The organism is Streptomyces sp. NPDC055632, assembly GCF_053618675.1.
Map to the genome: position 1 here is coordinate 375,519 of NZ_JBSHHY010000003.1, position 15,418 is coordinate 390,936.

General features: G+C 72.2%; 12 protein-coding genes. 5 read left to right on the forward strand and 7 right to left on the reverse strand.

Annotated features, from left to right (window positions below):
- The first annotated feature begins 89 nt into the window (after positions 1-89).
- A complete protein-coding gene (locus ACWGSR_RS07005; RefSeq protein ID WP_453564100.1) occupies positions 90-2,318 on the forward strand; it encodes a transglycosylase domain-containing protein in 2,229 nt (742 codons plus the stop codon).
- A 110-nt stretch (positions 2,319-2,428) separates the two neighbouring features.
- On the opposite strand, the gene ACWGSR_RS07010 is transcribed toward ACWGSR_RS07005, so the two are convergent.
- From ACWGSR_RS07010 to ACWGSR_RS07020, 3 genes are all read right to left on the reverse strand, one after another.
- A complete protein-coding gene (locus ACWGSR_RS07010) occupies positions 2,429-4,375 on the reverse strand; it encodes a SpoIIE family protein phosphatase (protein WP_453564102.1) in 1,947 nt (648 codons plus the stop codon).
- Between the two features lie 311 nt (positions 4,376-4,686).
- The gene (gene fomD / locus ACWGSR_RS07015; protein ID WP_376234966.1) at positions 4,687-5,352 is read right to left on the reverse strand and encodes a cytidylyl-2-hydroxypropylphosphonate hydrolase; all 666 of its coding nucleotides are present in this window, start codon (positions 5,350-5,352) and stop codon (positions 4,687-4,689) included.
- A 198-nt stretch (positions 5,353-5,550) separates the two neighbouring features.
- Positions 5,551-6,960 carry a class II fumarate hydratase gene (locus ACWGSR_RS07020; RefSeq protein WP_453564105.1) on the reverse strand — a complete coding sequence of 470 codons (1,410 nt, stop codon included), beginning with the start codon at positions 6,958-6,960 and terminating at the stop codon, positions 5,551-5,553.
- A gap of 106 nt (positions 6,961-7,066) precedes the next feature.
- On the opposite strand from ACWGSR_RS07020, the gene ACWGSR_RS07025 reads away from it, so the two are divergent.
- Entirely contained in the window at positions 7,067-8,611 is a 1,545-nt protein-coding gene (locus ACWGSR_RS07025) for a ricin-type beta-trefoil lectin domain protein (RefSeq protein ID WP_453564108.1), read from the forward strand.
- A 63-nt stretch (positions 8,612-8,674) separates the two neighbouring features.
- Here ACWGSR_RS07025 and ACWGSR_RS07030 read toward each other — a convergent pair whose 3' ends face one another.
- The 3 genes from ACWGSR_RS07030 to ACWGSR_RS07040 all read right to left on the reverse strand — a co-directional run bounded on the left by ACWGSR_RS07030 (position 8,675) and on the right by ACWGSR_RS07040 (position 12,040).
- Positions 8,675-9,349: a lipoprotein gene (locus ACWGSR_RS07030; RefSeq protein WP_453564110.1), complete on the reverse strand. Its 675-nt coding sequence runs from the start codon at positions 9,347-9,349 to the stop codon at positions 8,675-8,677.
- Between the two features lie 38 nt (positions 9,350-9,387).
- Positions 9,388-10,038 (reverse strand): HAD family acid phosphatase, encoded by a 651-nt coding sequence (locus ACWGSR_RS07035; RefSeq protein ID WP_453564113.1) that lies wholly within the window; start codon positions 10,036-10,038, stop codon positions 9,388-9,390.
- 331 nt (positions 10,039-10,369) lie between these two features.
- The gene (locus tag ACWGSR_RS07040) at positions 10,370-12,040 is read right to left on the reverse strand and encodes a fumarate hydratase (RefSeq protein WP_453564115.1); all 1,671 of its coding nucleotides are present in this window, start codon (positions 12,038-12,040) and stop codon (positions 10,370-10,372) included.
- Between the two features lie 196 nt (positions 12,041-12,236).
- Between ACWGSR_RS07040 and ACWGSR_RS07045 the strand changes: the two genes are divergently transcribed.
- Positions 12,237-12,959, forward strand: coding sequence for a DUF1707 SHOCT-like domain-containing protein (locus tag ACWGSR_RS07045; RefSeq protein ID WP_453564118.1), 723 nt, complete (start codon positions 12,237-12,239; stop codon positions 12,957-12,959).
- Between the two features lie 169 nt (positions 12,960-13,128).
- Entirely contained in the window at positions 13,129-13,500 is a 372-nt protein-coding gene (locus ACWGSR_RS07050) for a WhiB family transcriptional regulator (RefSeq protein ID WP_366371528.1), read from the forward strand.
- Positions 13,501-13,706: 206 nt separating this feature from the next.
- Here the strand turns inward: ACWGSR_RS07050 and glpX are convergent, their stop codons facing one another.
- On the reverse strand, positions 13,707-14,738 hold the full coding sequence (gene glpX, locus ACWGSR_RS07055) for a class II fructose-bisphosphatase (RefSeq protein WP_366371530.1): 1,032 nt from the start codon (positions 14,736-14,738) through the stop codon (positions 13,707-13,709).
- Between the two features lie 140 nt (positions 14,739-14,878).
- On the opposite strand from glpX, the gene ACWGSR_RS07060 reads away from it, so the two are divergent.
- A complete protein-coding gene (locus tag ACWGSR_RS07060; protein WP_376234980.1) occupies positions 14,879-15,412 on the forward strand; it encodes a DUF4245 domain-containing protein in 534 nt (177 codons plus the stop codon).
- Positions 15,413-15,418 lie beyond the last annotated feature (6 nt).

A 15,418-nucleotide genomic window follows, 5' to 3' on the forward strand; every position in this document is an offset into this window, starting at 1 on the left:
CCTGCCGGTGTTAGCTTGCTGAGCTGATCCGGCCCGCGCGGACACGCGCCGGAGCGCCGGGACACACGACGAGCGGAGCGACAGGACAGATGGGCCGACCTGAGACGGGCAAGGCGAGGAAGAGCGGCATACGCCGCCTCTTCTCCTGGAAGAAGCTCCTGGGCACCTTCTTGGTGTGCTGCCTGCTCGGCATGGGCGCCCTGTACGTCGTCTACCTCATGGTCCCGGTGCCGACGGCCAACGCCGAGGCGACGATGCAGAGCAACATCTACAAGTACTCCAACGGCAAGATCCTCGCCCGCACCGGCGAGATCAACCGCGAGATCGTCGGCCTCGACAAGATCCCCGAGCAGGTCCAGCAGGCGTTCGTCGCCGCCGAGAACAAGACCTTCTACAAGGACAACGGCGTCGACATCAAGGGCACCACCCGCGCCGCCTGGTCCACCATCACGGGCAAGGGCAAGCAGGGCGGCTCGACCATCACCCAGCAGTACGTCAAGAACTACTACCTGAGCCAGGACCAGACGGCGACCCGCAAGCTCAAGGAAATGGTCATCGCCCTCAAGGTCGACCAGAACATGGGCAAGAGCGAGATCCTCGCCGGGTACATGAACACCAGCTACTACGGGCGCAGCGCCTACGGCATCCAGGCCGCCGCCCGCTCGTACTACGGCGTCGACGCCTCCCGGCTCACCACCGCCCAGGGCGCCTACCTCGCCGCCCTGCTCCAGGCCCCCAACCAGTACGACTGGACCTCCGCGAACGCCACCGGCCGCAAGCTCGTCGAACAGCGCTGGAACTACGTCCTCGACAACATGGTCGAGGAGAACTGGCTGTCGTCCTCCGAGCGCGCCGGCATGAAGTTCCCCGCGCCGCAGAAGCCCAAGCCGCTCCCCGGCATGGAGGGCCAGACCGGCTACCTCGTCGAGGCCGCCAACCAGGAGCTGATGCGCCGGGGCGTCAGCGAGGAGGACATCAAGGCCGGCGGCTGGACGTTCACCCTCAACATCGACGAGAAGAAGCAGAAGGCCCTCGTCAAGGCGGTCGACAGGCAGCTGGAGTCCAAGCTCGACCGCAAGGGGAACGAGAAGCACGCCGTCGTCCAGGCCGGCGCCACCTCCGTCGACCCGAAGACCGGCGCGGTCGTCGCCATGTACGGCGGCGTCGGCGCCACCGAGCACTGGATCTCCAACGCCACCCGCCGCGACTACCAGCCCGCCTCCACCTTCAAGCCGATCGTCCTCGCCTCCGCGATCGAGAACCACTCGAAGACCCAGGACGGGCGCCACATCGGCCTCGGCACGATCTACGACGGCACCAGCAAGCGCCCCGTCGTGGGCAGCGACATCCCCTTCGATCCGGAGAACGAGGGCGACCGCGACTACGGCTCCGTCACCGTCCAGAAGGCCACCAACAGCTCGATCAACTCGGTCTACGCCCAGATGATCGTCGACGTCGGCCCCGCCGAGGTGAAGAAGACCGCCCTCGCCCTCGGCATGAAGGACGGCAGGGACTTCCCCGAGGCCCCCGCCATCTCCCTCGGCGTCATGAACGCCTCGACCCTGGACATGGCCGGCGTCTACGCCACCCTCGGCAACCACGGCAAGCGGGTCACCCCGACCCTGGTGAAGTCCGCCGCGCACCGGGACCGCACGGTCCGGGCTGCGGACCCGATCGGCGACCAGGTCATCACCCGCGAGGCCGCCGACACCGCCACCAAGGCCATGACCGGCGTCGTGCGCAGCGGCTCCGGCACCCGCGCCGCCGGGGACTACGCGGCCGCCGGCAAGACCGGCACCTCCGAGAACAACCGCTCCGCCTGGTTCGTCGGCTACACCCCCGAACTCGTCACCGCCGTCGGCCTCTTCGGCGAGGACACCAAGGGCAACCAGGTCACCCTGACCAACACCATCAACCGGGGCCGCGCCAACGGCGGCGGCAAGCCCGCGCAGATCTGGGGCGACTACACGACCCGCGCCCTGAACGGCGGCTCCGACGCCCGGTTCGACCTGGAGACCGACGGCACGGACGCCGTCGAGCCCGACCCCAGCGCGACCACCGGGGGCCCCGAGGAGCCGACGGACGAGCCGACCACGGCCTCCCCGGGCACCACGACCCCGCCGGCGACCGAACCCGCCACCACCCCGCCGACCCGCACGAGCGACCCGGCCACCACCCCGCCGACGCCCACCGACGAGCCGACGACCGGCGAGCCGTCCCCGCCGCCCTCCGTCGAACCGCCCGACGGCGGCGGCACCGACCCCGAGCCGGGCGGTGACACGACCGGCAGGCCCGTCCGCCCGACGGCGCCGCGGTAGCGCGACAGCCGCACGGAGACGCACGGAGACGCACGGAGCCGCACGGAGACGCACGGAAGGCCGGACCCCCTCGGGGGCCCGGCCTTCCGGCCGTCCGGGGACGATCCCGCTCAGGTGCGGGTCGCCAGCTCGAACCAGACCACCTTGCCGCCCGAGAGCCGGGTCGCCCCCCAGCGCCGGGCCAGCCGGTTCACCAGGAACAGGCCGCGCCCGCCCTCGTCCGTGTCCCGCGCCCGCCGCTGCCGGGGCAGCTGCGGGGAGTCGTCGCCGACCTCGCAGCGCAGCACGTCCGTACGGAGCAGCCGCAGGGTCACGGGCCGCTCCGCGTACCGCACGGCGTTCGTCACGACCTCGCTGATCAGCAGCTCCACCGAGTCCGTCAGCTCCTCCAGGTCCCAGCGGGCCAGCGCCCGCCGGGCGAGCCGCCGGGCACGCCCCGGGGCCGCGTCCTCCGGATCCAGGAACCAGTACGCCACGTCGCTCGGCGCGATCCCGTCGAACCGGGCCGCGAGCAGCGCGATGTCGTCGTCCCGGTCGCCCGGACCCAGCATGTCGAGGACGTCGTCGCAGAGCGCCTCCAGGGGCGGCGAGTGGTCGGGCCCGGTCAGCTGCGCGGTCGCCGCCAGGCGCTCCCGCAACTGCTCGATCCCCGTCCACACGTCCCGCAGCCGGGACTCCACCAGGCCGTCGGTGTACAGCAGCAGCGTGGCACCGGCCGGGGCGTCCAGCTCGACCGCCTCGAAGTCCACCCCGCCCACCCCGATCGGCGCGCCCGGCGGCACCCGCAGCACCTCCGCGCGCCCGCCCAGATGGAGCAGTATCGGCGGCGGATGGCCGGCGTTCGCCACCGTGATCCGGTGCGAGACCGGGTCGTACACCGCGTACATGCAGGTGGCCATCCGGTTCTCGCCGAGCCGCTGCGCCTGCTCGTCCAGGTGGTGCAGCACCTCCTGCGGCGGCAGGTCGAGCCCGGCCAGGGTCTGCGCGGTGGTGCGCAGCTGGCCCATGATCGCCGCCGACGTCATGGAGTGGCCCATGACGTCGCCCACGACCAGGGCGACCCGGCTGCCGGGCAGCGGGATCGCGTCGTACCAGTCGCCGCCCACCCGGGCCGTCTCGGCCGCCGGCAGATAGCGCGAGGCCAGCCTGACCCCGGTCGGCTGCGGCAGCGAGTCCGGCAGCATCGTCCGCTGGAGCTCGTCCGCGATGTACGCCTCCCGGCCGTACAGGACCGCCTTGTCGATGCCGAGCGCCGTGTGGGTGGCCAGCTGCGCCGCCACCAACAGGTCGTTCGGCTCGAAGCCGGCCCGCTCCGGACGGCGCAGGAACACGGCCGCGCCGATCACCCGGCGCCGGCCGCGCAGCGGAGCCAGTATCGCCCGCAGCCCGCCGGGCAGCGGATGGTCGGTGCCGAGCAGCTCGGTCAGCGCCTCCCGGGCGGCGGCGGAGTCGCCGAAGACCGGCCGCACCCCGCGCAGCACCTCGGCGAGCGCTCCTCCGGACCGCACCTCGCAGAGTTCGGCCGCGGGGGTCGGATCCGGATCGGGCACGAGGACGAGCTCCTCGGACTCCGGGTCCGTTAACCGCAGCCGGTCCGTCCGGCGCAGCCGCAGCACGAACGGCGCCACCGGACGCTCGTCGCCCACCGGCAGCGGATCGCGCAGGTAGACCAGGATCTCGTCGGAGAACGTGGGCACGGTCGCCCGGCACAGGCCGAGCACGATCTCGTCCAGGTCGATGCCGCGGGCGATGCGGCGGGTCGCCGCCCCGACGAATCGCAGCCGCTCGCCCTCCCGCCGCGCCGAGGTGCCCCCGCCGCCGGACGGCTGCGGGGAGACGGCGACGGCCACGGCGGCGGAGCCGCCCGGGACACCGGCCCCGAGGGGCGCCGCGGGCGCGCCGGGCGCCGCCGGGGACTCCGCACAGGGGACCGGTGCTCCGCCCGGCTGCGCGGGCACGTCGGGCAGGCCGGCCGCCTCCTGGCGGGGGCGCGCACGTTCCTGCGGCCGGGCGGCCAGGGGCTGCCGGCCTTCGTGGGAGGTGGGATGCTCCGTCACGCGTGGGATTCCGTCCGTCCGGGCCGGTGGTGCGATGCACTCGCTCTTCTCGCCGATGCCGCGCCTTCGGCGGGGATAAACCCCTCGTATGCAGCGGATGCGGACGCTCCGCGGGTCGCGGCGGCGACGGGGGTCGGAACACCCGGGCAGACGTCCGGCACTGCTCTCCCCCTCGTGGGTGACTGGCGGTCAGGTCCAGTGTGCTGTTCGGTCGCTGACGTACTGTTCGGTAGGTCTGACGTGCCGTGCGGTCCGTCTCCGACGTGCGGAGGACGATCCTACGTTTGAACCCCTGGGGCGCATCAAGGGTCTCACGGCCCCGTGTGCGCCGGGGTGCGATCCCAGTCCGCCGGCAGTTCCGGAACGCGCCAGGCCGGATCCGGCCGCCAGTGCTCCCAGCCGTCCGCGAACGGCGCCCCCCACGCCTGGATCCGCTCCACCGCGAGCCGCCCGGCGGCCCGCACCTCCGCCGCCTGCTCCGGGCCCATCAGTCCGGACCGCTGGGCCTGCGCGAACTCGTCCTCGTCCCGCCACAGCCAGCTGCGGTCCGGGTAGACGGAGATGTCGAGGAAGTGGTCCTCGGAGTCGACGCCGCCGGACCAGCGGGTCCGCGGCTCCTCCAGGTTCACGTACCAGCTCCGGAAGCGCCAGCCGCGCTCCCAGAACAGCCACACCGACCAGGGCTCGCCGGGCCGCGCCAGCTTCAGCACCCCGCTGCCCGCCCAGCGGGCCCGCTCGGTGGTGCGGGGAGCGGTGTAGCGGGTGGCGAGCGGCTCGTCGTGGACGGGGGTGCCGTCGGCGAGCACGGGCCGGACGCACTCGGTGCCGGGCGCCATCCAGACCGCGAGCAGCTCGGGCGTGTCCTGGACGACCGTCACCGGCCGGCAGATGTGCACGGCCCCGGTGCCGTTGCCGCGGTAGCGCCAGAGGACGTGGTCCCCCGGCGCCCAGTGCTGAGAGGCGTCCGATCCTGTCATGCGCAGATCTTAGGGGCGCGCTCCCACCCGTGCTGCGACGCGGGTCACGGAAGAGCCGGCGCGCGGGGTGTACGGGGGCCCGGCGCACGGGGTGTACGGGGGCCCGGCGCACGGGGTGTACGGGGCCGTCGGCGGGCCGGCCGGCCCCTCCCCCTCCCTACGGGGGCCGTCGGCGGGCCCGCCGGCCCCTCCCCCTCCCTACGGGTGCGTCATCCGCAGCACGTCCAGTGCCTCGTCCAGCTGCTCCACCGTGAGGTCGCCCCGCTCGACGTAGCCGGACTCCAGGACCACCTCGCGGATGGTCTTGCGCTCCGCGAGGGACTTCTTGGCGACCTTGGCCGCCTCCTCGTAGCCGATGTACTTGTTCAGCGGGGTGACCACGGACGGCGAGGACTCGGCGTACTCGCGGGCGCGTTCGGCGTTGGCCGTGATCCCGTCGACCGTGCGGTCCGCGAGCAGCCGGGAGGCGTTGGCCAGAAGCCGTACGGACTCCAGCAGGTTCTTGGCCATCACCGGCAGCATCACGTTGAGCTCGAAGTTCCCGGCCGCGCCCGCCACCGCCACCGTGGTGTCGTTTCCGGTCACCTGCGCGGCGACCATCAGGACCGCCTCGGGGATCACCGGGTTCACCTTGCCCGGCATGATCGAGGAACCGGGCTGGAGGTCGGGCAGGTTGATCTCGGCGAGGCCCGTGCGCGGCCCGCTCGCCATCCAGCGCAGATCGTTGGCGATCTTGGTGAGGGAGACGGCGATGGTCCTGAGCTGCCCCGACGTCTCCACCAGGCCGTCGCGGGCGCCCTGCGCCTCGAAGTGGTCGCGGGCCTCGGTCAGCGGCAGTCCGGTCGTCCGGGCGACCTCCGCGATGACGGCCGCCGAGAAGCCGGCCGGGGTGTTGATGCCGGTGCCCACCGCCGTGCCGCCGAGGGGGAGTTCGGCGAGCCGGGGGAGCGCGGTCCGCAGCCGCTCGACCCCGTACCTCACCTGCGCCGCGTAGCCGCCGAACTCCTGGCCCAGGGTGACCGGGGTGGCGTCCATCAGATGCGTGCGGCCGGACTTCACGACCTTCGCGAATTCGGCCGATTTTCGCTCCAGGGCGGCGGCCAGGTGCTCCAGGGCGGGGATCAGATCGCGGGTGACGGCGCCGGTCGCCGCGATGTGGATGGAGGACGGGAAGACGTCGTTGGACGACTGCGAGGCGTTCACGTGGTCGTTGGGGTGCACCTCCCGGCCCTCGGGCAGCCGCTCCGTGGCGAGGGTGGCGATCACCTCGTTGGTGTTCATGTTGGACGAGGTGCCCGAGCCGGTCTGGAAGACGTCCACGGGGAAGTGCGCGTCCCAGCGCCCCTCCGCGACCTCCTCCGCCGCCGAGGCGATCGCCTCCGCGCGGTCCTCGTCGATCACCCCGAGCCCGGCGTTGACCTTGGCGGCGGCGGCCTTGATCCGGGCCAGGGCCTCGATGTGGGCGCGCTCCAGGCGCTGGCCCGAGACGGGGAAGTTCTCCACCGCCCGCTGGGTCTGGGCCCGCCACTTGGCGTGCGCGGGGACCCGCACCTCGCCCATGGAGTCGTGCTCGATCCGGAAGTCCCCGGCCCGCTCGCTGTCGTTCATCTTCTCCAACCTCCCGCAAAAGTTGAGCACTTGTCTTGTTCGATGTATTCCCAAGGCGCGTACCGGCCAGTAAAAACCGTGGGTAACCCCACTTCCAGGAGGCGCAATGACGCGCACCAGGTACAGATTCCGCCGGCCCGTCGCCGCCGTCGCCACGGCCGCGGCGGTCCTCGGAACGATGATCGCGGCCACCGCTCCCGCCGGCGCGGCCGACACGACCACGGGCACGGGTGCGAGGGCCGCCGCCACCTCCGTACCCCTGCCCCCCGCGCTGGAGACCATCCGGGCGGCCGAGGCGACCAAGATCTACGGAAGCCCCGAGGAGCGCCCGCTCGACCAGCGGAAGAGCGGACTGATCTCGCTCGGCGACAGCGAGATCTCCGGCGAGGGCGTCGGCACCTACGAACCCCCCACCAACGGTCCCGCCAACTGGTGCCACCGCTCGCCCGAGGCCGCCGTCCACCGCACCGGCATCCCCGCCGACCTCACGTTCAACGTGTCCTGCTCCGGCGCGTACACCGGAAACATCAAGGTCGGCGGCTCCAAGCAGTACGCCGACGAACTCGTCCAGAGCGACAGCCTCGCCATCAAGGCCCGCAACACCCGGATCAAGATGGTCCTGCTCGTCGCCGGGGCCAACGACGACCTCCAGTTCGGCCCGGTCATGACCGACTGCGTCACCCGCTACCTGCTGAGCCAGGGCACCTGCGAGCCCAAGTACGCCCCCGGCTGGCAGGCCCGCGTCGACGGACTCGTCCCCAAGGTCGAGCAGACCGTCCGCGACCTCAAGGGCGTCATGCGCGACGCCGGATACGCCGACGGCGACTACAAGCTCGTCCTCATGGGCTACCCGAGCCCGATCGGCCCCGACTTCCGCGACAACCCGAACTTCCCCGGCAAACTGGTCTGCGGCGGCATGGGCTACGACTCCGACACCGTCTGGGGCCGCAACACCGCCGTCCCCGCCTTCGAGCGCGGCATGCGGAAGGCCGCCGCGTCCACCGGCGCCACCTACCTCGACAACTCCCGCCTCTTCCACGGCCACGAGGTCTGCACGGAGGAGCCCTGGGCCCGGGGCCTCTACATCGACCTCTCCAAGCCTGGCCTCCCGGACGAGAACTCGGTCCGCCAGTCCTTCCACCCCAACGCGCGCGGGCACGCCGCCTTCGCGTCCTGCCTCACCCAGCTCTACGCCTCGGGCCTGCGCGAGGCGAGCTGCGCCGACGTGAACTCCACCGGGAAGCCCGCCCTCTTCCCGCTCGCCTGGGACGACGCCTACCGGCCCCTGAGGAACCAGGCGACCGGCAACTGCCTCGACGTCGACGCGGCCGCCAGCGCCAACGGCACCCGGGTCCTCGGCTGGGACTGCCACGACGGCCGCAACCAGACCTGGTGGTACGACTCCGCCCGGCAGACCGTCCACACCGGCCTCACCCAGGACCGCTGCGTGGACGTGCCCGACCTCCAGTACCGCGCCGGCACGGGCCTGATCCTCTGGAACTGCCACGGCGGCGCCAACCAGAAGTTCGTCCGCGACGGCGCCACCCTCCGGCCCGCCGCCGCGACCGGCATGTGCCTCACCCAGGGCGCGGCGAAGGAGCAGATCAGGCTCCGGGCCTGCGACGGCTCCGCGAACCAGAAGTTCGCGTAGCCCGCACCCGGCCGGAAACGCCGCGGCCCCCGTCCGGCGAGGGACGGGGGCCGCGGTCACGGCTCAGCCGAGCTTCAGGCTCGTACGGGCCAGCTCGTACGCCGGGAGCATCGCGCGGTGCTCCTCGGTGTCCGACCCGCCGAGATCGACGACGACCACCCCCCGCGGAGTGGCGACGGCGAAGGCGCGCTCCTCCTTGTCCTCGTCGAAGAGCGTGCTCCGCACCGTGTACGTCGCCTCGACGGCGGGCAGCGCGCCCGCCCTGCCCTCCCGGTACGAGACGGCCGAGCTGGTCTCGTCCCCCTTCACGAAGGCTTCGAGCGCGGCCCGCGCGGACGGCTGCGCTGACCCCTTCTCCACCGTCCACACCCGCAGGAAGCCGATGTGCCCGGCCGGCTTGGCGTCGATCTCGCAGCGCATGACGGCCGGCCCCTGGCGTACGAGGTCCACGAGGTCCGGGTCCGGGTCCGCGGGGAGCTCGACCGCCTTCGGCTTCCAGTCCTTCGCGAGGGAGAAGGAGACCGGCAGCGGGCAGGCCGTCCCCGGCCCGCCGAGGGAGGCCGCGGCGGCGGGCACGTCCGGGGACCCGGCCGCCGAGGGCGTGGCGTCCGACGGCTTCGCGGCGGGCGCCGGCGCCCCCGGGACGGCCTCGGGGCGCGGCTCGGAGCCGCCGCAGCCGGTCAGCAGCGGCCCCGCCACGAGGACGACGGGGACCAGGAGCCGTATCGGAAGTCTCATGATCGGCAGCGTAACCGCCCCCGGCCCCCGCGAGGACGTCAGGAGAGCTTGCCGCCGTAGTCCGGCAGCTTGAAGGTGCGCTCGGCGTGGCCGCCGACCAGGTCGGTGGTGTTGTTGCCGATGTTCGCGATGATCGTGTAGCCCTTGGCCTCGATCTCCGCGCGCTTCTCGGTCTTGTACGCGCTGACCTCGGCGAACAGGTCGGGCAGCGAGCGCACGTACAGGCCGTCGACCGGGTAGCCGGCCTTCTTCAGGTTCCAGTCGGTGAGCGAGTGGATGATCCCGGGCCGTGCGGTGACGAAGAAGACGGCCACCCCGCGCGCGTGGGCGTCCCGGACGAGGGCGCGGACATCGGCGATGGCCGGGGTGGGCAGCTCCCAGAACGGGTGGAAGTCCGTCTCCAGGGAGCTGTTGTCGATGTCGAGGACCAGGGCCTGCTTCTCGCGCCCGGCGTCCTTGACGCGCTCCTCGACGTACGGGCGCGCCTCGGCGACGACGGCCGCCACGTCGCGGCGCCAGGTGGCGTAGTCGATGCCGGCGATCGCGGCGGTCGACACCAGGTGGTCGTTCGGGTCGGAGGCGGTGGCGGCGGACGCGGTGGGCGCGGGCCCGACGACGAGGAACGCGGAGAGGGCCAGCGCGGCGGCGGATCCGGCGGCGGCGCGCCCGCGGAGGGGGGTGGAGGGCATGGGGGCTCCCGAGAGGTCGACCAATGCGGACTGATCGGTGGGTGCTGCTCAGTGCTTGTCATGCTCGCGCCCCATACTGACGGGTAGGCGACGGGAGGACTACCGGTCGGTAGCGACTTTCTGGCCCGACGGCGTCCGGGCGCGCGGATAACCCCCCGGTTCCGACGGCACCCGGTTCCGACGCCCCCCCGGTCCCGACGGCACCCGGTCCCGACGCCCCCCCGGTCCCGACGGCACCCGGCTCCGCCGACGCCCCCGACCTCCACGGTGTCCGGACACGCCGACGCCCCCGGTCCGAAGGGAGCGGGGGCGTCGGCGGGGTGACGCGGGATCAGGCCAGACCGGGGCCCCGCACCGGGATGTGCGTGAACGTCGGCTCCGGCGCCGGGTTCTGGAAGAAGTCGTTGCCCTTGTCGTCCACCACGATGAACGCCGGGAAGTCCTCGACCTCGATCTTCCAGACCGCCTCCATGCCGAGCTCCTCGTACTCGACGACCTCGACCTTCTTGATGCAGTCCTGCGCGAGCCGCGCCGCCGGGCCGCCGATCGAGCCGAGGTAGAAGCCGCCGTGGCCGCCGCACGCGTCCGTGACCTGCTTCGAGCGGTTGCCCTTGGCCAGCATGACCTTCGAGCCGCCCGCCGCCTGGAACTGCTCCACGTACGAGTCCATGCGGCCGGCCGTCGTCGGGCCGAAGGAGCCGGAGGCGTAGCCCTCGGGGGTCTTCGCCGGGCCCGCGTAGTACACCGGGTGGTCCTTCAGGTACTGCGGCATCTCCTCGCCCGCGTCCAGGCGCTCCTTGATCTTGGCGTGCGCGATGTCGCGCGCCACGACCAGCGGGCCGGTGAGCGAGAGGCGGGTCTTGACCGGGTACTTGGTCAGCTCGGCGAGGATCTCGTCCATCGGCTGGTTGAGGTCGATCCGCACCACGTCGGAGGCCTCGTCGAGGTGCTCGTCGGTGGTCTCCGGCAGGAAGCGCGCCGGGTCCGTCTCCAGCTGCTCCAGGAAGACGCCCTCGGCCGTGATCTTCGCGACCGCCTGGCGGTCGGCCGAGCAGGAGACGGCGATGGCGACGGGCAGCGAGGCGCCGTGGCGGGGGAGACGGACGACGCGCACGTCGTGGCAGAAGTACTTGCCGCCGAACTGGGCGCCGATGCCGATCTTCTGCGTCAGCTCGAAGACCTTCTCCTCCAGCTCCTTGTCGCGGAAGCCGTGGCCGGTCTCGGCCGAGCCCTCGGTGGGCAGCTCGTCCAGGTAGTGCGCGGAGGCGTACTTCGCGGTCTTCAGGGCGAACTCGGCGCTGGTGCCGCCGACGACGATCGCCAGGTGGTACGGCGGGCAGGCGGCCGTGCCGAGCGAGCGGATCTTCTCCTCCAGGAACTTCATCATGGAGGCCTCGTTGAGGACCGCCTTGGTCTCCTGGTAGAGGAAGGACTTGTTGGCGGAGCCGCCGCCCTTGGCCATGAAGAGGAACTTGTACGCGCCGCCGTCGGTCGCGTACAGCTCGATCTGCGCGGGCAGGTTCGAGCCGGTGTTCTTCTCCTCCCACATGGTCACCGGGGCCATCTGCGAGTACCGCAGGTTGAGCTTGGTGTACGCGTCGTAGACGCCCTTGGACAGGGCCTCCTCGTCGCGGCCGGAGGTCAGCACGTTCTGGCCGCGCTTGCCCATGACGATCGCGGTGCCGGTGTCCTGGCACATCGGGAGGACGCCGGCGGCGGCGATGTTCGCGTTCTTGAGGAGGTCGAGCGCGACGAACTTGTCGTTGCCCGAGGCCTCCGGGTCGTCGATGATCCGGCGCAGCTGGGCCAGGTGGGCCGGGCGCAGGAAGTGCTGGATGTCGTGGATCGCCTCGGCGGCCAGCCGCCGCAGCGCCTCCGGCTCGACCTTGAGGAACGTACGCCCGTCGGCCTCGAAGGTCGAGACGCCTTCGGCGGTCACCAGGCGGTAGGGCGTGGTGTCCTCTCCCAGGGGGAGCAGATCGGAGTACGAAAACTCTGGCATGACGGCGGTCATTCCTCACTCGGCGGGCGACGGCGCCGCCTCCATTGGCAACGCGCCCTCCAGCGTAGAACGCCCCCGTTCCGCCGATCCTGTGAGGTAAGGCTCACTTGGTACGGGCCGGCCGGATCCGGCCCCGTCCACAGGTCCCGGCCCCGCCCCCTGGTCGCGATCTATCGCGTTTCGCTAGGCTGGCTCCGTGGACCTCGAAAAGCAGCCCGAACCCGAGAAGCAGCCGCAGCCGCAGCGGTCGGCCGCCCCCGCCGAGACCGCCCCCGCGGAGCCCGCCTTCGCCGATCCGCGGGGCGCGCTGCGGGCCTCGGACGCGGACCGGGACCGGATCGCCGACATCCTCGGGGACGCCCTGGCCGAGGGGCGGCTCGACGCCGAGGAGCACTCGGACCGGATCGACGCGGTCTACCGGGCCAAGACGGTCGGGGAGCTGGAGCCGATCGTCCGCGACCTGCCGGCCGCCCGGACCTCCCGGCCGGAGCCCGAGCCGGCCTACTCCTACGGCCCCGACGACCAGGAGGGGACCCCGGACAACCTGGTGGCGATCTTCTCCAGCACCACCCGCAAGGGCCGCTGGCGGGTGAGCCGCCGGACGAACGCCTTCGCGCTCTTCGGCAACATCGAGATCGACCTGACCGAGGCGATCTTCGCCCAGCGCCTGACCACGATCAACGCCACCTCCATCTTCGGCAACGTCGAGGTGCGGGTCCCGGAGAACATCAGCCTGCGCGGCAACGGCAGCGGGATCTTCGGCAACTTCGAGGTCGTGACGCTGGAGGGCGTCGACCCGCAGGCCCCGGTCGTCGTCATCAACGGCTACTCGGTCTTCGGGAACGTCGAGGCGAGGCCCAAGCGCGGCAAGTGGATCACGGACCTCCAGAGCAGGATGCGCAAGCACCTCGGCCACTGACGACGGGTCCGCGCGCGGGCGACCGACCCGGCGGGCGACCGGAATTCGCCGTCGGGCATCCGCAGTGCGGAACGGCGCGGCACCCAGTGCATAGGCGCGCGCACAGCGGGTAAGGCTCGTGGCATCGCCTCTCGCTCGCGAAGCCGTCGTCAGTCGTCAGGAGTAGACCGTGCTGCAACTGCCGCATCAGCCCCTCCAGGCCGTCGCCGTTCCTCCCGCCCGCACCCCGGCCCGCGAGGACGAGGGCGGCCCGTGGCACGCGGAGGCGGTGTGCCGCCGCGACGAGGCAGGACTCTTCTTCGCTCCCTCCAAGGAGCCGACGGCCGCGCGCCTCGCCCGCGAGGAGGCCGCCAAGCGGGTCTGCGCGCGGTGTCCGGTGATGGTCGAGTGCCGCGAGCACGCGCTGCTCCAGCCCGAGCCGTACGGGGTGTGGGGCGGGCTCACGGCGGCGGAGCGCCGCGTCGTCCTCGCCCGGCGCCGGCGGCGCGAGGTGGAGCTGAGGAAGGCGGCCGCGACGGAGCGGATCGCCCAGGCGGGCTGACGGAGGCGCGGAGGCACGGAGCCCGGACGCCGGGGCCGGACGAGACCGGGGCAGGACGGGACCGGGGCAGGACGGGACCGGGGCAGGACGGGACCGGGGCCGGACGCGGGACCTCCGCCGGTCCGTACGTACGCAGAAGGGCGCCCCCACCGCACATGGGGGGCGCCCTCTTCCGTGTCGTCCGGCGGGCGGGTGCCCGCCCGCGCCTACTTGGCGCGGTCGAAGTCGATCTTGCTGTACGCGCGCAGCTTCGAGAGCCGGTGCGTGGAGTCGATCTGGCGGATCGTGCCGGACTTCGAGCGCATCACGAGGGACTGCGTGGTCGCCGTCTCGGCGCGGTACCGCACTCCGCGCAGCAGCTCGCCGTCCGTGATGCCGGTCGCGACGAAGAAGACGTTGTCGCCGCTGACCAGGTCGTCCGTGGAGAGCACCCGGTCCAGGTCGTGACCCGCGTCGAGCGCCTTCTGCCGCTCGGCGTCGTCCTTCGGCCACAGCTTGCCCTGGATCACGCCGCCGAGGCACTTGATGGCGCAGGCGGAGATGATGCCCTCGGGGGTGCCGCCGATGCCCATGAGCATGTCGACGCCGGTGCCCTCGCGGACGGCCATGATCGAACCGGCGACGTCGCCGTCCGAGATGAACTTGATCCGGGCCCCGGTCTCGCGGATCTCCTTGACGATGCCCTCGTGGCGGGGGCGGTCCAGGATGACGACCGTGATGTCCTCGGGCGAGGAGTTCTTCGCCTTGGCGACCCGGCGGATGTTGACCGAGACGGGGGCGTCGATGTCGACGAAGTCGGCGGCCTCCGGGCCGGTGACCAGCTTGTCCATGTAGAAGACCGCGGACGGGTCGAACATGGTGCCGCGGTCGGCGGCGGCCAGGACGGCGATCGCGTTCGGCATGCCCTTGGCATTGAGCGTGGTGCCGTCGATCGGGTCGACGGCGATGTCGACCTCGGCGCCGGTGCCGTCGCCGACCCGCTCGCCGTTGAACAGCATCGGCGCTTCGTCCTTCTCTCCCTCGCCGATGACGACGACGCCGTCCATCGAGACGGTGGAGATCAGGGTCCGCATGGCGTTGACCGCCGCGCCGTCCGCGCCGATCTTGTCGCCCCGGCCGACCCAGCGTCCGGCGGCCATGGCGGCGGCCTCGGTGACGCGCACCAGTTCGAGGGCGAGGTTGCGGTCGGGGGCCTCCGGAGAGACCTCCAGTTCGGGCGGGAGGGTGTGCTCGGTCATCGTTGCGCACCTTTCTGTACGGCGACGGCCGGAAATCTGTACGGCGACGGCCGGAGAATACGAGGGTGCTGCGACTCTATCGTCAGGTCGACAAATTGAGCAGAGGGGCCCACGTATGAGCGCGGGACCGTGATGCGACCATGGGGGGCGTGGCAGGTATGCGAGGCAGGCAGACGGTACGCGGGATGTTCCAGTCCCTCGGTGTGATCATGGTCGCCGCGGGCGTGATGTATCTCTTCATCCCGCACGACGAGCACGCGGACCCGGTGAAGGCGAAGGACTACCGGGTCGAGCTCCTGACGGCCCAGCGGGCGGCGCCGTACCCGGTGCTGGCCCCCCAGGGCCTCGGCGACGGCTGGAAGGCGACGGTCGTCTCGTACAAGCGCGAGAACTCCGACGCCTGGCAGCTCGGCTTCCTCTCCCCGGACACCCAGTACGTGGCGATCCACCAGTCGACGGCGGAGCCGCGCACGTTCGCGCCCAAGGTGAGCCAGGGCGCGAAGGACACCGGGAAGACCGAGACGGTGGCCGGCCAGGTCTGGCAGCGCTGGGAGGGCCCGAAGTACGACGCGCTCGTACGGACGGAGGGCGGCGCGACGACGGTGGTGACCGGCACGGCGTCCTTCGAGCGGCTGACCGAGATGGCGGGCTCGCTGCGGGCGCAGAAGGTCTGACGGACG

Bases quoted from the DNA above. Each gene is read 5' to 3' on its own strand.
- ACWGSR_RS07005 (WP_453564100.1), top strand. From the start codon at position 90: ATGGGCCGACCTGAGACGGGCAAGGCGAGGAAGAGCGGCATACGCCGC.
- fomD (WP_376234966.1), bottom strand. From the start codon at position 5,352: ATGACAGGATCGGACGCCTCTCAGCACTGGGCGCCGGGGGACCACGTC.
- ACWGSR_RS07020 (WP_453564105.1), bottom strand. From the start codon at position 6,960: ATGAACGACAGCGAGCGGGCCGGGGACTTCCGGATCGAGCACGACTCC.
- ACWGSR_RS07025 (WP_453564108.1), top strand. From the start codon at position 7,067: ATGACGCGCACCAGGTACAGATTCCGCCGGCCCGTCGCCGCCGTCGCC.
- ACWGSR_RS07030 (WP_453564110.1), bottom strand. From the start codon at position 9,349: ATGAGACTTCCGATACGGCTCCTGGTCCCCGTCGTCCTCGTGGCGGGG.
- ACWGSR_RS07035 (WP_453564113.1), bottom strand. From the start codon at position 10,038: ATGCCCTCCACCCCCCTCCGCGGGCGCGCCGCCGCCGGATCCGCCGCC.
- ACWGSR_RS07040 (WP_453564115.1), bottom strand. From the start codon at position 12,040: ATGCCAGAGTTTTCGTACTCCGATCTGCTCCCCCTGGGAGAGGACACC.
- glpX (WP_366371530.1), bottom strand. From the start codon at position 14,738: ATGACCGAGCACACCCTCCCGCCCGAACTGGAGGTCTCTCCGGAGGCC.
- ACWGSR_RS07060 (WP_376234980.1), top strand. From the start codon at position 14,879: ATGGGGGGCGTGGCAGGTATGCGAGGCAGGCAGACGGTACGCGGGATG.